We start from the raw sequence: 19354 nt of genomic DNA on the forward strand, positions 1-19354 counted from the left end.
GTTATAGTTGAGGTGCAACGACAATGGGGGAGGTCAGCTAGTCGCTGATGGGGCGGAAGAAGCACTCCCTTCGGAAGGGCGAGCATTCAGTTCTAGTGACGCTTGATCGACATCCCCATGTCATCGGCCAGGATTTGCACATTACGAGGCTGTCAGGGCGCGAGCTGCGTTGGGCGCGAAGCGAGAAACCTATAAGCGTGCTCAAGGCAGTTCTCGGCGCTAACATAGCTCAGCCGAGCGGGTAACGATCCATCTCCGCGATCCTCCAATGGATAGGAGAGTACTTGGCTCAGCAGGGGATGAATTGCCAGATCATACCTACCGGCACCAATGATGGTGAGCCTACAGCATGGCATGTCGGTCACCGCAGTTTCCGCTTCAATAATGTGGACTGTAAAGGCTTCATAGCCGAGGAATACCCACACCTTGGCGGCACATTCGTCAAAACAACTCTTCAATGAGGCTAGCCACTGGTTAGTCCAACTCTCTGGATTTCGGTGATCAATGGAGTTCAGAAAGACACGATTATCTTGGGTAAATGAGGAACTCACAGCTACCGCACCATCACGACTGAAAACACTAACTAATTCAGTTGTAGATAGCTTTTGATCATGGACAACGTAATTCGTATCGGGAAGCCAGCGAATTCCTGTTGGACCGACATGCACACCACAAAACGCACCACCTACGCCCTGAGTTAGAAGGTGGTCGCGAAGTCCAAAGGACTGCATCACGGCTGCCATTGTGGTTAGCATCCGATGCTCATCGATGCTACCCGCGCGTAACAAATTTGCAGTCCATCCCGCCATTTCCGCGTGCCAAGAAGTGAGGCTGCCGATGGCTGCGTTGCTCTGTATAGCGGTGGGGCGGGCCGGAGCTGTGGTCGACCAGTGCCACAACTCCGAGCCGTTTGGGCCACTCCGCGCGAACAAGTACTCGAAGTGTTCTTCCGACGTGGTATCAATGCTTCCGGCTAGGAACCCGAGCAAGGTAGGGATCGCTATAGTGCTTGAATACAGCGGGCGCATTGACGCTATGCCTTCAAACGCTCGATGTGCGTCTCCAGCTATTGCAGCAAAGCAGTCATCGCCAAGCCTCACGAGTTTAAGTGCTCCTTCCTGCACTTGACTGGCGGGTCCGACAATTGATGCTTCGCCGAAGCTCGTAAGATAAGGGGTATCTCCGAGAGATGGCCCTCCCGTAACGGCAGAGTCGGAAAATAAGTAGACGCTGTCTTTGTACTTGAGTCCGAAGCAGAAGGTCATGGTCAGTTACTAGTTTTTCCTAGAAGCGCGTTTGCCCAGACGGCGGCTTTCGCTTCAATACGCAGCCTTTGCGAAAGAGTTGGCGCCAGGAAGAGCTCTCCAAAGTCGTGGAACGTGATGGCCATAGATATCGGCATCGGCTGCATATTCTTTACATATCTCTTCACATACTTAAGACACCAATTTTCCGAGGGCCGGAAATTGGAGCCGGGATATAGGTCGTGCTGGCTAATTGCATCGCAAATCATGGTGACGGCTAGCGAAAACACACCATTATCGATAGTTAAAAAGGCATTGCGCCGCCAGTCGAACTGGCGACCTACGACAATCGCTTCGGTGGTCTTTTTACCGAAAATCAGGCGACCATACCGAGGTGACTCTCTCAATCGATGCAATCCGCTTTGCATGATGCGGACGTCTTCCCAGACAACCCCCGTTGCATCAGGGCAGTCCAGGTGAATTTCACTGCTATGCTGGCGCTCGCCTGCTCATTAAAAAAATACACCTCTTTCGCAGGGTCTGCGATAGGAGCTGCAAACTGTGTCATTGGCTCAACCAGGAAGCCGCTACCAACCGTGCCATCTTGAGAGACAATAACGGCGGGCCAGCGATGCCCTGCATCGAAGGCCGCACGCACGCCAGCCTTGAGCCCATCCCAATCTACCTCCAGCTCGGGCATTGGGGCAACTGTGTGCGCGACTACAGGGATGACACTATCAAGTGCGGGGAGCACTACGCTGGCCGTAGCGTCTAGCAGTACATCCCCTGGCAGTCCATCGAGCGACTTCCTGAGTTCAGCGTCACCATTTCCGTTTGGGGAGAAGTTGTTCTGCACGAGAATCTCTCTGAGCTGATCCAATGCCTCGACGTTTCCATAGGGGACTCGTTCCTCGGCCGCAAGCAAAATTGTACCGACAAGACGCTTGACCTCGGAGGTCAGCCACTGCCTGTTTTCTTCTGCTATCAGGCGTTCACCGCCCTCGAACCATTTGCTGAAGAGCGCAGCCCCGTAGCGGCCAAGCGAGAAGCATGTCTGGTGAACTCTATGCTCGCGTCCGAGGAGGTGCTCTTGAACCCATGAGGACAACTCCTTGACTGCCTGCAGCCTTCGCTCTGGACGATCTGAAATTGCTGGAATCGGAATCGTCACCTCGTTTGCGATCAAATAGATCTCGTGCATCTCGACCGCATAGCGAAGTGCCTCGATATGGGACCAGCGCAGCAGTGGCTCCAAGTGGGTCGCAGCTTTATCGCTGCGTGCGGCATTGCCGGCTACCAGCTCAAGGATTCCCAGCGTTACCCCTACGTGGAACGCGTCGCTGCAACGAATCATGCCGCCAGCGAACGGGGAATAGCCCGATAAGCTCTCGATCAAGGGAACAGCCACCTCAGGATCCGTCCAATCCAGTTCGTTTCTGCCGATAAAAGGCATGTGCCGATTGCGCACATCGGTGTTGCATACGAACTCGCGGGCATACTCTCCTAGCGTTCCCCAGAATTCGAATCGAATAGGGACTGCGCCGGCGCGGCGCTGTCGCAAGCTCTCGTGCCATGAGAATGCCCCCTCGAATTGCGGGTCGTAACGGTCTTCCAGGATTGGAAAAGCTTCTGTCGCAATTCGGTACACCACAGAAGGCACTAGTGCAGGCGCATCGGCCACCTGTTTATCGAAATAGCGTGTAACTTCAGACTCACGCCGAGGCAAACCATGCATAGAGCACCAGGAGTGCATGGATATAGGGTCGACGGCGCAAAGTGTAAAAGCCCATCTGCCTTGTCCCATCCCGTTCACGTCCTTCCAGAGCATCATGAAGCCGTGTGAGCCCGCTCGATCCCCTGCCCGCGCCATTACTTCCATCGCGGTGAGCAATGATCGAGGCGGCGAATGCTCATTGAGATCAGGCTCTTCCTCTACAAGATAGAGGCTGATTGTCTGCAGCGCGTCGGGAGGCAGGCCGAAGCTGCCCGTCAGATGCCACGCCTCTGGCAAATGGCAGGTTAGGCCAAATGGCTGACTCTCCACGTCGACCTTGAGTGCTAGACATTTCTTTCCAGACCATGCGTTCAGGTTCGCAACGGCGTGATCGAGTAGGGTCGACCAGTCTTTGGCCACAACGACGAAGCAGATTTCGAAGTTTCCCAGGAATGGCAATGCGTTGCGCAATTCATGCTCATACCCTGCGAGCTCGGTGATCGTTTGCCGTTCAGTAAATGTCTCGCGTTTGACCTCAAACACGACAAGCGTTCTGCTCTCTGGGTTGAAGCAAAGAATGTCGGGCCGAAGAATCTCTCCTGTAGCTAGCGAGATGCTCTTGTTGATCGCGATGATCTCGAGCAGCCCGAGGCTTTCCAGAACCACCTGAGCAGCTTCCGCTGACGCTAGTCGAGACATTTGATCGACGCTGTATGAACGGATGTAGGACGATTGCCGTGCGGATTTCGCGATCCGGAGAAGAGACTCGGTATTCGAAATGGCTTCCCGAAGCTCATCGTTCTCGATCAAGTGTACCAGCCAATCCACTATCTCGGACTCGAGCGAAGTATTTGGTGTGCGCATTGGCAATACTCCTTATTGGAACTTCCTGCTCTTGATTGCTCGACGATCAGTTTGTAGCGGAACGGGCAATGAACAGGAAGCTGCCGGCATTCTTGCTCCGTGTGATTCAATCTAAGCGTCGCCAGTGAGCCAAAATTCTTCGGCTAAACGCTCGATCTTGTCGCGAGCCTCTTTTGTGGGTACTAGGGGCAGGCAAGCCAGATATTGGTCTTCTGAGTCGTACACTTCTCGCCATGCAATCTGGTTGTATATCACGCGGGCGAACATTCGTGCGCGTATCCCCCATGTATCATCCGGACCGAAAGAGAGGCTGGAGGACTCTGGCCGAGATGCGTAGCAGTGCCGAACGAGCGCAATGCCGGCATCGAGATCCCCTTGGTGGAAGTCTCTGATCAGTTTCTCCTCTCGCTTTTTGCTCAGCCTCCAGTCGACGCCAGCCCATTTTAGCGGTGTCCCGTCCTTCCATCCGCCGTTCTCGAATACTGATAGTGCTGTGCCGCTCTTCCGTCGGACGAGATAACTACCATTTCTGACGGGGATTTCTTTTCCAGAGATCCATACTACCCGGAATGTCTGTCGCTTAGACGGCCGCACGGTGGAGAGCAGGCGTGTGGGAGGTGGCTCAATCCGAGCATCGCCCGGCGAAGGCGGCCATTCTGTGAGCCAGCTGTCGATGCAGATGTCTTTGGTTTCCGCTAGGCTAGGATCCTTCCCTGCATGGCTATTTCCAGCCTCAAGATCAAAGTAGGCGCGGAGCAACTCTCGCTCCGATTCCGCGATAAATAGGGCAACTGCAGACGCAGCATCTGTGCCGGTTGAGGCTTCAATGGTTGAGTATCCAAGGGCTGCCAGTTTTGCCTTAAACTCGCAGATGATCGCGTTGAGAGCTTGCATGCCAGATGGAGTTCGACATTAGGAAGGGCGAGTCAGCCAAGCGAAACTGAGCCAGCGAGGCGGCTCCATACGGACCGGACCATGCTGAAGCTTTCGACGGGCAGAACTCGCGACAACTAGAGGATATCACTGGGTGCGACTACGGCACTGATATTCTACTCTGGTGACCGCCTGAAGCAGAGGATGGTGGTGGACGGGGGAGGCGCTACACCGCTACAGTTGATTGTCGTACCAATCCAAGGACCGCGCAGCCGCTACAGGGCTACATGGGGTAGCGACGTGGGCGGCTGCCTGGGAACCGCTACAGGGCTACAGAATCTGCGCGCCGAGTTCGTGTGGCATGTGGGGCTTCTCATACGGGTCAACGTAGACACGGCTAATGCCGTTCTCCAGGCGCATCTGATCGCAAAGCTCGTTCCATTCATTGCGCATGTTCAACGAATGGAAAAGCTGTGGATCGCGGCGAATTGCCTCCGGTACAGGCACGAAATTCTCCGGGGCAAGGATGTCACCGATCTGCGCCGGCACCTCGATCTCGCTAGGCGGCAGGCCGCCGATATCAATCGAGTATTTCTCTCTGAGGAACTTGCGGTGTCGGCCAAAGGTACGTTCGTTGTGGTCGAAGTAGGGGAGCATGTCACCCCCGTTCTGCCAGAACGCTACCGTGCCCCTGTACCGCTGCGGTATCTGCCAAAGCTCCTCCTGGTGCAACCGCGCACGCAGACTACCCCGCAGATCGTATTTCTTGATGAGTTCAAGGAACATCTCGGCGAGCACGGTCGGACTAAGGTGGCGTGGTGTCACATCTTGCCCTGCGAATCGGGATTGATTGGCGAGGTATTTCTGGCGGAATACGGCCTCAAGCCTGACATTTGAGGCTGCGAGTTCGCTGAGCATCCCAGCGGTTTCGGTCACCGGCAGCACGAGTTTTGTCTTGCGTTGCTCGATTTCCGCCGCTTTATCATATCCCTTCAAGGCAGACGCTTGCGAGCCTTGGTCGTAGTAAAAGCTCTCGTTGTGGTACAGCGCCACATTGATTCCGCAGCGGATACCGGCACAGGCCAAGCCGTTGACGACGGCTCCTACACTCATTCCTTGGGGGACACGCAGCATGACAGGAATATCGACTCGAGTGACGGTGATACCCTCTCCGCGTGCAAACTCGCGGGCACGTTCCAGGGGAATCTTGATATCGTGCCAGTCTTTTACCGTCTTCAGCATAGAGAACGCGGTCATGACCATATCGTTGGAGCTAACGATGTTGTGCTCCTGATAATGGGCCGCACAGCTTCCTTCAACGAGTAGCCGCTTCCTGCTCTTGATGTGCTTGACGCTGAGCGTGCGGCGGCCTGACGAGGATTTCATATTCCCGTGATCGGTGGATCGAGTTTGATCGTCCCACTCTGTCCATACACGTGTCGGCAAGTCGGCGTTGATGTCGTCCACGGCAAGCCCGACGGTGTCGAGCATGACGCAATCTTCTATTTTTGTGAGATTCATACAGGCTGTATTTTCGCAATGAGAGAGGAACACATATGCAGGCTGGTATCCCATGACTAACAGTGCCACCTATCAAGCTGACACGCATAGCTGATCTACGCTGGCATACCGCCATACAAAGTACTGACATAGTTACGGTATTACGGTACTGCCGCTTTACTTCACATGACCGGTTCGGGTAGCTGATCTCTCCCGCTGGTATTCCTGATAATGATCGGGCGCCACACTGCCACCTCGCGCCTGAGAAATAGCCCGTAGGCAGTAACTGTGGCGGTGTGGCCGTGTAGCGGTGTGGCAGCCTATGCCGAATCGCTTGCTTAGTCAGCTTCGACGCACTCACTCGGATCACTAGGAAGATATCGGGCGAATGCGTCCTCAAAGTCCCGGTGGTAGTACCCCTTGAGTGAAGGGGCGGGGCCAACGTCACCCGGCGACCTTTCCGTGCGGAGGTTGACGCTCCTGATGTGCAGGGGGCGGAGTAGCCGAGCGAGGTCATGTGCCGTGATCGGACCGCCACGCGTGAATCTGCCCCACGGCTTTTCGGGGTCATTGGTCAAGGTCTGCATCAACTGGCCGGTCGAGAGCTTCGAGGCTGCTGCCGACTCGAAGGCCAGTTTGATGTCGCTGAGCAGTTCCTCCAGGCCAGCCTGATCTCGATGATCGGTCCGTGCCGAAAGCTTGGTTGCCGCATGGCGAGCGTGTTCAAGCCAGTCGCTGCCTAAGATGCTCGCGACAGCAAGCAGCGGCTCCCAGTTGTCCGAAAACCGGTCGTTGCCGAGGTTAATCGGATCTCGAGTGGCGTTTCGGACATCATTTGCATGTTCATGTGCCAGTCTGGCGAAGCAGGCGCGTACAGGAGCAAACGCATCGTTTGCAGACGGCATGTGCATTTCCACGATTTCTTCCGGACGCTTGCGTTGCAGTTCAATTAGGATCGACCGGTCCTCCAGCGTTTCCGGCAGATGCCCAATGCCGAAAATGGCTTTCATGAAGAACGTGCTAAACGAGACATTACGGCCTCTTTCCACTCTGGTGATGGATGCCGCCTGCCGCGTGTGACCAGAGTTGATGATGCCGGTCAGTTCCCGGGAGCCGAAGAACGTGTCGGCTTCATCGATCAGGAGCGTCGGCTTGTTATGCGCAGGCATGCGAAATAGCGTAGCCGGCGTCAAGTTGGATGCCGCATAGGCCCTGTTCACGAGGCTTTTCAGAAGACCTAGCGCAGTTGTTTTTCCACATCGCTTGACGGGCGAGAAGAATGCAAGCAGCGGTGCGACGCGGATGACGTCAACGAAATACGTTGCCAGCGCCCAGAGGACGATTGCTATGGCGACATAGGCGTCCACGATCAGGTGGCGCATGATGAGCATCACGGCATGCTGCGCCATCACGCTGCCGTTCACGTGCTGCCCTGGCCAGCGAGTTGGAGTGGGTGGATCCAGTGGGTCGCTGACCTGCGAGCCGAACACAAAACTGTCTGGCACGGTGGCGGCTTTGAGGCTACGAAGAATGCCTTCTGAGCCAAGGGCTTTATAGCACCCAATGAAGGAGCCGCCATCCTCCGCTACAGCGAGCTTGATGCCAAGGTGAGCAGCCGTTTCTGTGGCGATACGGCGGCTGGGACCATTGGTCGTCCCGGCGCAGATGATCATTTCATTACCGGGATACCTCGCTTGGAGGTCTGCGGCAATTTCGTGGAGGTTATCAGTGTAGATCGCGCATGCGACCGGCGCTTCAGTCGCCTCGTGAATGGCCGCGGCACTTGCCCAATCCGTGGCGACATAAGTCGGTAAGTCGTCGCTAGGCCGGGTGCCAAAATGGATGTATCCGCCTTCGATTTGGGCGCCCGGAATGGTCAGTTCCGCGTGACCGCCGTCGGTCCTGTAAGCTACGAGGACATTGCAGGATTTCCCAGTCTTATCCCAAATCGGCAACGCGAGTGCGTTGGAGCAGTCGACGTCACCGACCATCAATGGGGCAGTACACTCAAAACCCACGGCTCTGGTAAGACCCTTGGCCGATGCAACTGGGTGAACTGCTGTGGCTCGTGCAAGTTTCTCAAAAACCCCCGCGACTTTCGCGGAGACCGCATCTTTCGAACGCGGCCATTCGACCGGATTCAACGGAAACAGATCGTGCGTGTTCATGCGTGCACCTTTCATGGTCAGGCGGCCAGAGCGGAATCGCGCTCGGCGATACGCTGCTGCACCCAATCGTTGATCTCTTTACGGACCCACGCGGTGGACCGGCCAATCTTCACACCCTTCGGAAAACGGTTCTGCTTCATGAGTGCGTAGACCTGTGGACGGCTGATGCCGGTCGTTTCGAGTACCTTGCGCATGCGAATTAGTTCAATGAATTCGGTGGGGATGTCTCGTGCACCGAGGCGCGTGGATTCGCTGTCGATTGGGGTGCCACGGGTTCCCGTGGCTTGTTTCACGATCTTCATATGTGTACCTATGTCTAGTGAGAGATATCGGGTCGCGCGACAAATGAATTCTGCTATGTCCTTGTCTGCCAGTAACCCCAAAAGGTGCGCTGCGTATCGGGCGGGAAAGGAAGAGATTTCCTATAGATAGCGACAACTATCTATAGGAAAACTTGCCGATTTCTTGCGGATCGTTAAAACTATCTGTTCCGGACGAAGAGGGGGATAGCGTGAGCGGAATCCAAGAGCGGCCAAAAAGGCAGAAAAGACCCATATGGAGCGACGAATCGAGCTACCCGTCGGGTCATGATGGTTGGTCCTACCGAAGGTGGGCGTGGGAGTTCCTACGGCGAAATGCAAGGTACCAGGCCAAGGCCAAGGAGCCTCTTAGACCGATGCCTCAAGCGCTGCGGGCGAAAGCTCTGAAAGAAAATGCTGAGATAGCGCACGAGTTCGGGCGATGTGACCTGAAGTGCTACCGGGAAGAGTACCTTGATGAGGAGGATGAAGAGCGCCATTGGCTCGCGGAAACGGTAACCATGTGGGGCGATGCCGAGGACTGTGAGTCCAGCGTGCAGCTCACATTGACGACCGGGCAGTTTGCCGTGGTATTTGATTTGAACTGTAGTTTGACGTCGGGGAAGGCTGCCAAGACTTCGTTACTCAAGCATGCCCAAGAGCTATTGGATCAGCAGTTCGCCAGGTTCGAGGAATCGCTGCCAACACCCCAGCGGCCAAGGATTATCAAAGTCCGCAGGAATAAACTCTTCCACTGGCTTCGATTGCACGATGCAATCGAGTTCGCAAATGCTGATCGAGACGAGGTGAGGAAGGCGCTGTATGGGGACCCAGTGCGGTGGCCGGAGAGGGAGAGGAGTCAGAAGATGCGCGAGGCAATGAAGAAGATGAGCATTGATCTCAAGCGAGCGAGGGAAATGGTTGACGGCGGGTATCTAGAACTGGTGCCGCTGGATTCTTTACAGGAGCGATCCGAAGAGCGGCGGACGCAAAGGCGCAAGAAGAGCGATGAGAGCGCAGCTGGAGAACAGGAGGTAAGGAAGGCAGTGGCCCGCAAAGCAAGTAAGAGATGACGGCCCGTCGGCAAATGGAAGGCCTGTGTTCTCTGGTACCGAAAGGCCGACAGAGTACCTTTGCCGTCGATGCCGCGGCGGCCGTTACGTAGCAGAGCAGCGGTAGGGGATCCAAACGCTCCCGGCGGCGTCTGTTGGCGGTTCAATGAAATCTGCCCACATCTGCATCATGGCGATGCGCTCCGGCATGTAGTCGGCGTGATTGTAGGCGGCGCGAATGCGGTTGCGCTCGGCATGGGCCAACTGCCGCTCGATCACGTCGGCGCGGACGCCACGATTGTTCAGCCAGGTACTTGCCGTGGCGCGCAGGCCATGCGGGGAGAATCTGTCGCCATAGCCCATTCGCTTGAATACAACGTTGGGCGTCGAAAGGCTCATTGGCTTTTCGATGCTGCTGTTACTGGGAAATAGGAACTTCGACCCAAATGATAGGGGCCGCAGTTGGGCAAGCGCTTCCAATGCCTGCCGGCTGAGGGGCACCACGTGTGCATCGCGCATCTTCATGCGTTCGGGCGGGATGCTCCACGTGGCGCGTTGGAGGTCGAATTCCGACCAGCGCGCCTGCGCGATCTCTGACTTGCGCACGAAAGTGAACAACATGAGCAAGATACACAGCTTGGTGCTGATCGAGCCAGGATCAGCGTCGAGCCGTACGACAAAATCATGTACTTCGTCTTCCCGCAACGGCCGGTGACTGACTTGGGCAGGGAGATCAGCCCAGCCTTTCAGCAGACGTGCCGGGTTGGCTTGGATCTTGAGTTTGCGTATCCCATGGTCGAACACCTGGATCGCGGTTTGACGGGCGCGTTCGGCCGTGCGCACCCCCCGTTCTGCCTTCGCCCGCTCGAGCACGCCGAGTAGAAGGGTTGCATCGATCGCAGTCAGGGGCAGTTTGCCGATGTGCGGATTCAGGTCGCGGCGCAGGTACAGGGAGTGGGCTTCCTGCCAGACGGTGGAGCGTTGATCTTGCTTGCTGGCAAACCAGTTCTGGGCCGCCGCTTCGAATGTGTCGACGAACGATGCTTCCAGTGCCAGCTTGCGAAGCCGCTTGTCGATGGCTGGATTGATGCCAATGGCAATCTTCTTCTTGGCGTCGCGCAGAAGTTCTCGGGCTTCGGCAAGCCCAACAGTGGGATACAAGCCGAATGTGATGGTGTAGCGGCGGTTACTGAATCGATAGTCGAAGCGCCAGGACTTCGCCTTGGTGGTTACGTAGAGGTAGAGCCCGGTGCCGTCAGGCAGCTTCTGCGGTTGCACGTCAGGCTTGGTGCTTTCAATCTTCTTGCTGGTCAGAATCATGATGGGTTTCGATGTAGAGGGATGCTTCGGTGGCATCAAACATACCGGTGCTTGCCACTGATCGTCCATCTGCAAATAACTTTGGCAGAATCGTGTCTTTTCACTAAATAGATGACAGGCGAGGTTCGATCACGTACTTTCCTGTGTGGAGATTGTGTGGGACTTCGCCATGACTACGAAACAGTACAAGAGGGATCTGGATGGAATGGAAGCGCGCCGCCGAAAGGGTATGCGTATGCTTGCGCTCGGTGTGGAGCAGGCGGAGGTGGCGCGCCTGCTCCAAGTTAGTCGACAGACGGCGTCAACTTGGGCGAGAAGATTGGCAGAGGATCCGCAGGCGTGGCGTCGTCGGACGTTGGGGCGACCAAGTGGTCTGAGTGAGATTCAGATCAGGTCGCTGGTGAAGGTGTTGTCAGCCGGTCCGATGAAGCACGGCTATCCGAACGACCGATGGACTTTGGTTCTGGTGATGCAGTTGATTGACCGCAGATTTGGAGTGTCTTATAGCATTGTCAATGTCCGGCGCCTGCTAAACAGCATGGGCATCCGGTGGCAACTCCTGGGGCCGCTGAGGAAGCGGAGGTGAACTGACGGGCCGCGACCAATTGGGTAGAGCGTCCACGTCGCGTGGAATGGCGGGCGCCTTTTAGATTGGTCGCGGCACATAGGCCATGCTCCGCTTCCGGTAGTAGCGCTGGCTCCAGATGAGGTTCGGCTTCGACTAGCCTTAGATGCTATTGCCGTCTACTGGTACCCACTCATATGGCACAAGAGCCTTTCCGCGCCACTCTTCGACAAGATGCACGTTGGGCAGTTGACCCCACACCTCGTCGTCGGCATGGTCGAGAACGATTACCTGTAACCGTCCTTTCGCCTTGCCAACAACTTTGTCAAGAAGGTCGAACACCTTGCGAACTGCTACGACGTCCTCGTTGCGCCATGTTGGTTCGAGTGCCCCAGAGTCGTCGACCGCCGTGCGACGGGCAGGGAAGTAGACTTGGCTTGGCTGGTCATACATAAGCAGGCCGGGCGCCGGATGATTCGGTTCGCGGAGAAAGTACCACTGAAGCGCAAGCGTCACCGCCACATGATATGCCAGCCAGTTTGCGCCGCTACCGATCTCCCAAAGGTAATCGTCGCGGCCGCCTCGAATGACCTTTACCGTAAGGTCTGCGACTATGAGTTTTATCGGCGCCTCTGGCCATTCGCCGTCCAATTTAGGGATTAATTTTCCGGCAATGCTTTCGATACTTTCCAGTGCGTTTGTGAGCTTGCGAGCAATCTCATGTTCCGCGACAAGTTTCGTCAGGTGTGCAATGCTGCTTCGTAACTCGGCAATTTCGCTGTGCAAGCTGGACGACTGGTCAGCAGCATCATAAAGGCGTAGAGCCTCCTCGAGCCTGCCAAGAAAACGTTCAATATGCTCGTTGCGGGCGGTTGCTTCCTTGGCGGCATTGGATTTGCCCTCAAGCGTCCGAATCTCTTTTCGAACGAGGTTGAGGTCATCCAGCAAAATTTGTGTCGCTTCGCGCTGTCGCAATGTCTCTTTACCGAGCGTTTCTGCAATCCCTGGGTGTGACCTTAGCCGGACCTCAATCGCACCGAGTGCCTCACATAGCTGATCGACACGTTCGCGCCCGGAATCGCTTAGTTCAAAGATTGCATTTGACTGGTCGGAGGCGAGATCGCGTATCCATGTCGAAAGCGACAGTCGATCGCGCTGAACTCGAAGTCCGCCCCCATAAGCATCGCTACTCTCGTCGAGACGTCGAAGCTCATGTAGGCGGTGACGGCTCTGGTTGAGTTGAGTGGCTAATGTAGTTTCCGTCGCGCGCAGATCGGTCAAACGCGCCATCACGGTGTCCATGGAGGCGAGGGTTTGCGCCGCCTCACGCGTGTCGCTATTGAGAATTCGACGGAGTGTGTCGAGAGTAGTGGGCCAGTCTTCCGGTACAAGCGACTCTGGTGATAGCAGGCCATACTCAATCGCCTGCCGTATCCAGGCTTGTCCCTCGCGCTGCCAAGTAGCGCCCGATGCCTGGCGCGCGCGGAGTTCAGTCTCTTTTCGCCTCAGAAGCCGCGAAAGGCGGTCGAGTTCATGTCGGGCTTGCAGCAACTCCGGGCTGATAGCGCCAAGCACGTAAGGGAAGATTGTCTTTAGCTTCTCACGATGCTCAGTGGTATCTGCCTTGAAAAACATCACATCGGGGTTGGCGACGATATTCTGCGGTTGGAACGTGAATGCCATCAAGTCACGGAAGCTTGGACGAGACTTGAAGCTATCCGTTGTGCCTGGCTCGAACTCAAGGTTGGATAGTCCCGCGAGTCTGTTCAGTACAGATTTCACATAGTCAACGTTTGTTGACTTTGTCTCGATGGCTTTCGGAACCTGAATCTCGGACGCCTCCAGCAGCACCATGTCGCCTGTGCTCTGCTGATTGCCGGGTTCCCGTCGAGCAAGGAGTTTCTGACCTTCAATGGTCTCAACAACGATTCCAAACCAGGAGCAGGACTCGCGGATCACGCCTACTGGTATTGCGCATTTTTCAGAGCCCAGGCAATAGTCAATGATTGGAATGACGGCGGATTTTCCGGTCTTTGACGCGCCGCTGATCACATTGACCATGCCCGGCTCGAATTCGACTACCCGTGGTTCGCCGCCTGCTCTTGGCCACAGGATCACTTTGCGAAGCTGAAAATACATCAGAACTCCACGTTAAGCATGCGTACTACTTGCTGGGCCGTCAGGCCAGCAAACCAGTGGCCAAGCCTTTCACATGCTGGAGCAAGCCATTTGATCCGGTCTGGAAGCGGAGGTGCTTTCACGCCTTCGTCTAGAGCGTTTGCTCTCAGTGTTGCTTGCTGGGCATCAATGCTCAAAAGCCTCGCTTGTTCGCCGAGGGCAATTGCCTCCAAGGTCAGATGCCGGAGTGTGAGTGCGCGATCATGCACCGCAAGGAGGTCCTCTCGCCTTGCGCCGAGCTTGCCAGCAAACAATGCTAGACCTGACGTCTTGTATGTCCCGAGCACGATTTCCAGCGTGGGCTTGTGAAGAACCATTGGGAGTACCAGGAACATGAGCGGGAATATGGGTTGTTGCCCATTCCTCGCTTGATACGCCAAACCGAACCTCCACAGCGCGTAGGTGCCCAGAGGTGGATTCTGAACGATTGCTGTTTCACTCGGAAAGCGAGCCCCTTGTCGTCTCTCCATCACCCATTCCCCTGCTCGAGTAGTTCCGCGTATCTCGGGTGCCAGCCGAGTATTTGATCGTCTGCGAGGGCGTTGAAGCTTCCATGAGCAAAGTGACCGGGAACTTCCCTTCCATCCAACGTGGGTTCAAGAACTGAGCAGCGGTTGTAGATGAGGCGGCCTCTCACTTGCTCTGATTTGTCTGAGTGCAGGTCGCCTACTTCACTTTCTATGGCGCTGTGACGTCGCTTCAACGAATCCTCCCATTCGGTAAAGCTCGCCTCGAACACTTGTCCGTGTTCTGCCCAGAATGCCTTGTCAGCCGAAGCCCGCAGAAAGTCGCTAACAGCCCGCAAACGCTGTTCATCCGTGGCTTCAATCAGCTGTAATTGCCTGACAAAGACCGGTTTTCCGCTCAAAAGCTTTTGTACCGTAGAAGCCTCCGGGGAGGCGGTAAGTGACGCAAGGTAGCCTGGCATATTGTTCTTTTGAACAAATGCGTGAAAGGCCGTGCGGAACTCATTAGCGTCCACAATAGCTGGACGGCCCCTGCGAATGCACCTATCTGCCCACTCTTTTGCCATTCCGATGGCGGCGTGCGTTATAACCTCGATCAAATGAGGGGCTATGGTCGGCGTGAGGAGCGCATTGAGTGCTTGAACCGGATCATCGTCGGTACTAATGATCGCCAGTCGTCGCACGAGCTCGTGCCGTTCAGCGTCGGTCGCATCGAGGAAGACTTGAAGGTACTCAAGGCATTTGGGTGCGGTCGCCTTTGCTGCAAGCTTTTTTCGAATGTCTTTTGTCAGGGCTTTAACTTGCTCGTCCGAACTGGAGGTGTGGAGCAAATCGCTCCATTTGCCCTTCTTCGTCGGCGTGACATACATTCGGAATTGCGTTTTCTGCATGTCCAGGGTGCCGCAGCGAACCTCTTGCAGCCAGTTGGCAATAGTCTTCCAGAGGTCTTCTGACCAATCAGACAACGGGTTGTGGGCGAGTGCACTCTTTGCCTGCTCAACGATGACAGACCCATCGAGGAAGTGCACTGCAACATCATCTAAATGCTCCAACGAGACACTTGCACCATCCTGAGAACTCAGTAGGTGAAAGCACATACGTACAGGCTGGAGTGCAAAGCCAAGATATTGCCCTGGGGCGCTGTGCTTGACTGGTCCTGGGAGCCGTGCGTTCATGGGCTAGTTCGCAGCGCACCGATCAACGGGCTTGGCTGGTGTGCCTACCATTGCGATAGCAACCGCGGGGTCGTCTCTCGGGCATTGATCTGTGGATAGTAAGCGTAACAGATTTTTACAATATTTCGTCTGAGATATCGATTACAGCACAATTCGCCCGTCGCGGGTAAGGTATCCGTAGTTTGTGAGGTAAGTGTCGATGTGAGTGTTTGTAGGTCAATGCTCACTTCCGCTGCAAGCTATTAGTTGAGTGATATGGGATGGCAACGCGGGGTGGAAGAGGGCATGCAATCATGCTTGTGGCGATCCGCCTACGAGGGGCCGAGAAGGCGGCGAAAATAGCATCAGTCCCGGGCGGCGGGACATCTGGAGGGGGGGCGTAGAACCCAGTACTGGTGGAGAGAGCCGGCGACGCCAGAGGCAAATGCCGCCCGTTTTCGACGTCGTGACGGTATACCCGCCCAGAAATCGCGGGTATACCGTCAAGTATACCGTCAAAAGGTGTGAGCTTCTCGTGCCTTCAGTGGCTTTTGATAGACGGTGACTTTTTTGAAATATCAATTAAATCAAAGGCTTATGTTCATCACGAGACGTCGATAGCATCCGCTCTACGTAGCGCGCGATCAGGTCGATTTCCAGGTTCACGCGCGTGCCGGGCTTGAGATCCTGCAGCGTGGTGACCTCGATGGTGTGGGGGATCAGGTTGATCGAGAAGGTGCAGCCTTGCTCGTCGTCGGCGACCTTGTTGACCGTCAGCGAGACGCCATTGACCACCACCGACCCCTTGTAGGCCAGGTAGCGCCCCAGTTCGCGCGGGGCGCGCACGCGCAGTTCGTGGGATTCGCCTACCGGCGCGAAGTGCGTGACTTCGCCAAGCCCGTCGACATGGCCCGATACCAGGTGGCCGCCGAGGCGGTCGGCCAGGCGCAGGGCTTTTTCCAGGTTGACGCGGCCCGGGCGGTCGAGGCCGGCGGTCTTGTCGAGCGACTCGCGAGAGACGTCGACGTCGAAGGCGTCGCCATCCAGCGCGATCACCGTCATGCAGGCGCCCTGGATGGCGATGCTGTCGCCGAGGATGACATCGGACAGGTCAAGGCCGCCGGCGCGGATGCGCAGGCGCACGCCAGCGTCGGCTGCGGCTTCGCTGGCGCCCAGCGGGGAAACGGATTCGATGCGGCCAACGGCCGCGACAATGCCAGTGAACATGATCGGTGCGTGATGCGATGGGAAAACACGCATGCTAGCAGGTGCGGAGCCGATTCGTTTTTGGCCGGACATCTGCGGCCGGTTGGCATGTCGCCAGGACGGCATGGATGCCCTGCTTGCTTTCTTATATAGGGGAGGGTCGGGTGCTGGCGAAGGTGGCGCAGCCCCGGGCCTCAGCCTGTGTCGGGTCCTCGCCGCTTACGCGTGGGCATGATCGATCCCGATTCCGCCGCCGCGGCCGCGCATGGCGGTCAGGCGTGGTCGGCGCGGCGGGCGATGAGGCGCAGGTCCTCGCCAATCATGCGTACGTCGTGCCAGCGGAAGGCGGGCGCATCCTGCAGCCTTGCCAGCGGCGGCAGGTTGAACATGCCTTGCGCGTCTCCGAGCAGCTTGGGCGCCAGGTAGACCAGCAGTTCGTCGGCGCAATGCTCGCGGATCAGCGAGCCGTTAAGCTTGAACCCGGCTTCCACGTGCAACTCGTTGATGCCGCGCCGGCCCAGTTCTTCCAGCATGTGGCGCAGTTCCACCTTGCCGTGCGGATTGGGCAGCACCACCACTTCGGCGCCGCGGGCTTCCAGCGCGCGCCGGCGCGCGGCGTCGTCGAAGGCGCAGAACACCAGCACCGGTTTGGCGAAATCGCCCGTGTCCGGGGTCAGCAGGCGCGCATCCAGCGGCAATTCCAGGCGGGAATCGACCACCACCCGCTGCGGCTGGCGCGGCGTTTCGACGGCGCGCACGTTCAGTTGCGGGTCGTCGTCGCGGACGGTGCCGATGCCGGTCAGGATGGCGCTGGCGCGCGCGCGCCAGGCATGGCCATCGTCGCGCGCGGCCTGGCCGGTAATCCATTGGCTGGTGCCATCGTGCAGCGCGGTGCCGCCGTCCAGCGAGGCGGCCACCTTGACCCGCACCCAGGGCAGGCCGCGCGTCATGCGCGAGACAAAGCCGATATTGAGTTCGCGCGCTTCTTTTTCCAGCAGCCCGCAACGCACGTCCACCCCGGCTTCGCGCAGCCGTTGCAGCCCCCGGCCGGAAACGGCGGGATTGGGGTCTTCCATGGCCGCCACCACGCGCGCGATGCCCGCGCGCACCAGCGCATCCGCGCAGGGCGGGGTCCGGCCAAAGTGGCTGCAGGGCTCAAGCGTGACATAGGCCGTGGCGCCGACGGGATCGTGGCCGTGCGCGGCGGCGTCCTTGAGCGCCTGGATCTCGGCGTGGTCCTGCCCGGCCGGCTGGGTAAAGCCCTGGCCGATGATCTTGCCGTCCTTGGACAAAACGCAGCCAACGCGCGGATTGGGCGTGGTGGTGTACATGCCCCGCGCTGCGAGCGCGAGCGCCTGTGCCATGGCTGCGTGGTCGGTATCGGAGAACATGAGGCCTGGTGCTTCCTGTCGGATAAACGGTGAATCGGTGAGGGTTGGAGGCGCTATCAAAATGACCTGGCGTCAGGGCGGTGCGGTCTGGGCGAGGCCATCGCAGTCGGTATCCTGGCCCGGCGTGCACAGGCGTACGCGGCCGTGCGCCCCCAGCCTCAGCTGCCGTTGTTCACCCTGGCAGGTCACGGTGAAGGTGGCGGCGAGGAAACCGCCTTGCTCTGAGCGAGAGTATCCCACAGCTGTCATGCGCAGCGTATTGTTGCCTTGCGCGGTGGAGCGCAGGGCAATGCGCAGGCAGGCGCTGTGCAGTTCCACCACGGCCAGCAAGCTGCCCTCTTGCCAGTCCGTCTGGCTGCCGCCGGGGGCGGACGGCTCCGCGGCCGTGCTGCTCCCGGGTGCCAGGGCCAGGCGCCAGCCGCGGTCCAGCGTTGCCTCGCCCGGCAAGGGCGCCAGTATCACTTCCGCACGCCGGGCTACCGCGGCGGCGCGCGCGAGCGCCAGCGAGCCGGCAAGACGGTCGGCAGCCAGCACCACCTGCTGCCGCGCCAGCAAGCGTTGCCAGGACGGATAGGCCGCCGCCGCCAGGATGGCCAGCACGGCCAGGCAGGTCAGCAGTTCGGCGAGCGTCATGCCGCGGCAGGGATGCCGATGGCCAGGCATGTCAGCAAGCCGGCGGCAGCGGCACCGGCTCCGCGGCAAAGGCGGGCTGCGCCAGCCACTCGCCGGTACTGCGCAGTATCAGCACGCCGCATGGCGCATCCGGTGTCTGGGGCACGGCGCGCAGTTCGACGCAGCGCTCAAGGCCACCGCTCGGGCAGGCGCCGGCACTGATCAGATGGCGCGGGCGCGCCGCTTGTCCGGGCACCGCCCGCGGCCAGTTGCCGGCCACCACGGCGCCGCCCGGCTGCGCCGCGAAACTCATGGTGGCGAGGGCGTGGCGTTCCAGTTCCAGCATCGCACCGATCAGTGCGCTGCGCGCCTCCGCGCGCCAGCCGCGTTCCATGTGCCGGTGCCACGCCGGCACGGCCATCACCGCGAGGATGGCAAGCATGGTGAGTGTGATCAGGAGTTCGAGCAGGGTGAATCCGCTGGTGCGAGGGGTGGGTGTCATGAATGGACTCCGTGGCGCCGTCAACCGCTTTGGCAAGCCGATGCGCGGTGGATGGCGGTTGGCGCGGGAGCGCAGGGCTCCCGGGAACGCCCTTGCGCCAGGGCGGCTTTGGCGTGCGGCGCGTCAGGGCGAACCGGAGCGGATCAGTTCGCGCCAGCGCAGCCGGCCGGTACGGCGGCTGGCAACGATGCGCTGGTGTGGCACGGCACGGTCACCGTCCAGGGACCAGAGCGTGAGCGCCACCG

The 19354-nt window shown here is 58.0% G+C and carries 17 protein-coding genes; 2 read left to right on the forward strand and 15 right to left on the reverse strand.

Features of this window, described 5'->3' with window-relative positions; genetic code table 11:
• Positions 1-152 precede the first annotated feature (152 nt).
• The 7 genes from P3W85_RS37280 to P3W85_RS37310 all read right to left on the reverse strand — a co-directional run bounded on the left by P3W85_RS37280 (position 153) and on the right by P3W85_RS37310 (position 8665).
• Positions 153-1265 (reverse strand): hypothetical protein, encoded by a 1113-nt coding sequence (locus tag P3W85_RS37280; RefSeq protein ID WP_276268475.1) that lies wholly within the window; start codon positions 1263-1265, stop codon positions 153-155.
• A 2-nt stretch (positions 1266-1267) separates the two neighbouring features.
• Complete coding sequence (locus tag P3W85_RS37285) at positions 1268-1672, reverse strand: hypothetical protein (protein WP_276268476.1); 405 nt, start codon at positions 1670-1672, stop codon at positions 1268-1270.
• Complete coding sequence (locus P3W85_RS37290; RefSeq protein WP_276268477.1) at positions 1648-3822, reverse strand: hypothetical protein; 2175 nt, start codon at positions 3820-3822, stop codon at positions 1648-1650. Before P3W85_RS37290 ends, P3W85_RS37285 begins: the two co-directional genes overlap by 25 nt.
• A gap of 111 nt (positions 3823-3933) precedes the next feature.
• Positions 3934-4716 carry a hypothetical protein gene (locus P3W85_RS37295; RefSeq protein WP_276268478.1) on the reverse strand — a complete coding sequence of 261 codons (783 nt, stop codon included), beginning with the start codon at positions 4714-4716 and terminating at the stop codon, positions 3934-3936.
• Between the two features lie 309 nt (positions 4717-5025).
• Positions 5026-6186, reverse strand: a complete 1161-nt coding sequence (locus P3W85_RS37300) for a phage/plasmid replication protein, II/X family (protein WP_276268479.1) — start codon at positions 6184-6186, stop codon at positions 5026-5028.
• A gap of 347 nt (positions 6187-6533) precedes the next feature.
• Entirely contained in the window at positions 6534-8363 is a 1830-nt protein-coding gene (locus P3W85_RS37305) for a DUF3631 domain-containing protein (protein WP_276268480.1), read from the reverse strand.
• 17 nt (positions 8364-8380) lie between these two features.
• The gene (locus P3W85_RS37310; protein WP_276268481.1) at positions 8381-8665 is read right to left on the reverse strand and encodes a helix-turn-helix transcriptional regulator; all 285 of its coding nucleotides are present in this window, start codon (positions 8663-8665) and stop codon (positions 8381-8383) included.
• A 374-nt stretch (positions 8666-9039) separates the two neighbouring features.
• On the opposite strand from P3W85_RS37310, the gene P3W85_RS37315 reads away from it, so the two are divergent.
• Entirely contained in the window at positions 9040-9735 is a 696-nt protein-coding gene (locus P3W85_RS37315) for a hypothetical protein (protein ID WP_276268482.1), read from the forward strand.
• 84 nt (positions 9736-9819) lie between these two features.
• Here the strand turns inward: P3W85_RS37315 and P3W85_RS37320 are convergent, their stop codons facing one another.
• Complete coding sequence (locus tag P3W85_RS37320) at positions 9820-11034, reverse strand: tyrosine-type recombinase/integrase (protein ID WP_276268483.1); 1215 nt, start codon at positions 11032-11034, stop codon at positions 9820-9822.
• 424 nt (positions 11035-11458) lie between these two features.
• On the opposite strand from P3W85_RS37320, the gene P3W85_RS45720 reads away from it, so the two are divergent.
• Positions 11459-11620 carry a helix-turn-helix domain-containing protein gene (locus tag P3W85_RS45720; protein WP_430869696.1) on the forward strand — a complete coding sequence of 54 codons (162 nt, stop codon included), beginning with the start codon at positions 11459-11461 and terminating at the stop codon, positions 11618-11620.
• Between the two features lie 141 nt (positions 11621-11761).
• Here the strand turns inward: P3W85_RS45720 and P3W85_RS37325 are convergent, their stop codons facing one another.
• The 7 genes from P3W85_RS37325 to P3W85_RS37355 all read right to left on the reverse strand — a co-directional run bounded on the left by P3W85_RS37325 (position 11762) and on the right by P3W85_RS37355 (position 19109).
• The gene (locus P3W85_RS37325; protein WP_276268484.1) at positions 11762-13738 is read right to left on the reverse strand and encodes a DUF3732 domain-containing protein; all 1977 of its coding nucleotides are present in this window, start codon (positions 13736-13738) and stop codon (positions 11762-11764) included.
• Positions 13738-14247, reverse strand: coding sequence for a three component ABC system middle component (locus P3W85_RS37330; RefSeq protein ID WP_276268485.1), 510 nt, complete (start codon positions 14245-14247; stop codon positions 13738-13740). Before P3W85_RS37330 ends, P3W85_RS37325 begins: the two co-directional genes overlap by 1 nt.
• Positions 14247-15419 (reverse strand): ABC-three component system protein, encoded by a 1173-nt coding sequence (locus P3W85_RS37335; protein WP_276268486.1) that lies wholly within the window; start codon positions 15417-15419, stop codon positions 14247-14249. Before P3W85_RS37335 ends, P3W85_RS37330 begins: the two co-directional genes overlap by 1 nt.
• A 561-nt stretch (positions 15420-15980) precedes the next feature.
• Positions 15981-16625, reverse strand: a complete 645-nt coding sequence (locus P3W85_RS37340; protein ID WP_276268487.1) for a riboflavin synthase — start codon at positions 16623-16625, stop codon at positions 15981-15983.
• A 251-nt stretch (positions 16626-16876) separates the two neighbouring features.
• On the reverse strand, positions 16877-17995 hold the full coding sequence (gene ribD / locus P3W85_RS37345; RefSeq protein WP_276268488.1) for a bifunctional diaminohydroxyphosphoribosylaminopyrimidine deaminase/5-amino-6-(5-phosphoribosylamino)uracil reductase RibD: 1119 nt from the start codon (positions 17993-17995) through the stop codon (positions 16877-16879).
• Positions 17996-18067: 72 nt separating this feature from the next.
• Positions 18068-18628: a GspH/FimT family pseudopilin gene (locus tag P3W85_RS37350; protein ID WP_430869695.1), complete on the reverse strand. Its 561-nt coding sequence runs from the start codon at positions 18626-18628 to the stop codon at positions 18068-18070.
• A 31-nt stretch (positions 18629-18659) separates the two neighbouring features.
• Positions 18660-19109, reverse strand: a complete 450-nt coding sequence (locus P3W85_RS37355) for a type IV pilin protein (RefSeq protein ID WP_276268491.1) — start codon at positions 19107-19109, stop codon at positions 18660-18662.
• Positions 19110-19354: the final 245 nt, after the last annotated feature.

It is taken from the genome of Cupriavidus basilensis (genome assembly GCF_029335485.1).
Lineage (GTDB): Bacteria > Pseudomonadota > Gammaproteobacteria > Burkholderiales > Burkholderiaceae > Cupriavidus > Cupriavidus basilensis_E.

Excerpts from the sequence above, each read along its gene's own strand:
- P3W85_RS37285 (WP_276268476.1), bottom strand. The coding sequence starts at position 1,672 with ATGCAAAGCGGATTGCATCGATTGAGAGAGTCACCTCGGTATGGTCGC.
- P3W85_RS37335 (WP_276268486.1), bottom strand. The coding sequence starts at position 15,419 with ATGAACGCACGGCTCCCAGGACCAGTCAAGCACAGCGCCCCAGGGCAA.
- P3W85_RS37305 (WP_276268480.1), bottom strand. The coding sequence starts at position 8,363 with ATGAACACGCACGATCTGTTTCCGTTGAATCCGGTCGAATGGCCGCGT.
- P3W85_RS37280 (WP_276268475.1), bottom strand. The coding sequence starts at position 1,265 with ATGACCTTCTGCTTCGGACTCAAGTACAAAGACAGCGTCTACTTATTT.
- P3W85_RS37310 (WP_276268481.1), bottom strand. The coding sequence starts at position 8,665 with ATGAAGATCGTGAAACAAGCCACGGGAACCCGTGGCACCCCAATCGAC.
- P3W85_RS37325 (WP_276268484.1), bottom strand. The coding sequence starts at position 13,738 with ATGTATTTTCAGCTTCGCAAAGTGATCCTGTGGCCAAGAGCAGGCGGC.
- P3W85_RS37355 (WP_276268491.1), bottom strand. The coding sequence starts at position 19,109 with ATGACACCCACCCCTCGCACCAGCGGATTCACCCTGCTCGAACTCCTG.
- P3W85_RS37320 (WP_276268483.1), bottom strand. The coding sequence starts at position 11,034 with ATGATTCTGACCAGCAAGAAGATTGAAAGCACCAAGCCTGACGTGCAA.
- P3W85_RS37350 (WP_430869695.1), bottom strand. The coding sequence starts at position 18,628 with ATGACGCTCGCCGAACTGCTGACCTGCCTGGCCGTGCTGGCCATCCTG.
- P3W85_RS37295 (WP_276268478.1), bottom strand. The coding sequence starts at position 4,716 with ATGCAAGCTCTCAACGCGATCATCTGCGAGTTTAAGGCAAAACTGGCA.
- P3W85_RS37330 (WP_276268485.1), bottom strand. The coding sequence starts at position 14,247 with ATGGAGAGACGACAAGGGGCTCGCTTTCCGAGTGAAACAGCAATCGTT.
- P3W85_RS37315 (WP_276268482.1), top strand. The coding sequence starts at position 9,040 with ATGCCTCAAGCGCTGCGGGCGAAAGCTCTGAAAGAAAATGCTGAGATA.
- P3W85_RS37300 (WP_276268479.1), bottom strand. The coding sequence starts at position 6,186 with ATGCTCGACACCGTCGGGCTTGCCGTGGACGACATCAACGCCGACTTG.
- P3W85_RS45720 (WP_430869696.1), top strand. The coding sequence starts at position 11,459 with ATGAAGCACGGCTATCCGAACGACCGATGGACTTTGGTTCTGGTGATG.
- P3W85_RS37290 (WP_276268477.1), bottom strand. The coding sequence starts at position 3,822 with ATGCGCACACCAAATACTTCGCTCGAGTCCGAGATAGTGGATTGGCTG.
- P3W85_RS37340 (WP_276268487.1), bottom strand. The coding sequence starts at position 16,625 with ATGTTCACTGGCATTGTCGCGGCCGTTGGCCGCATCGAATCCGTTTCC.
- ribD (WP_276268488.1), bottom strand. The coding sequence starts at position 17,995 with ATGTTCTCCGATACCGACCACGCAGCCATGGCACAGGCGCTCGCGCTC.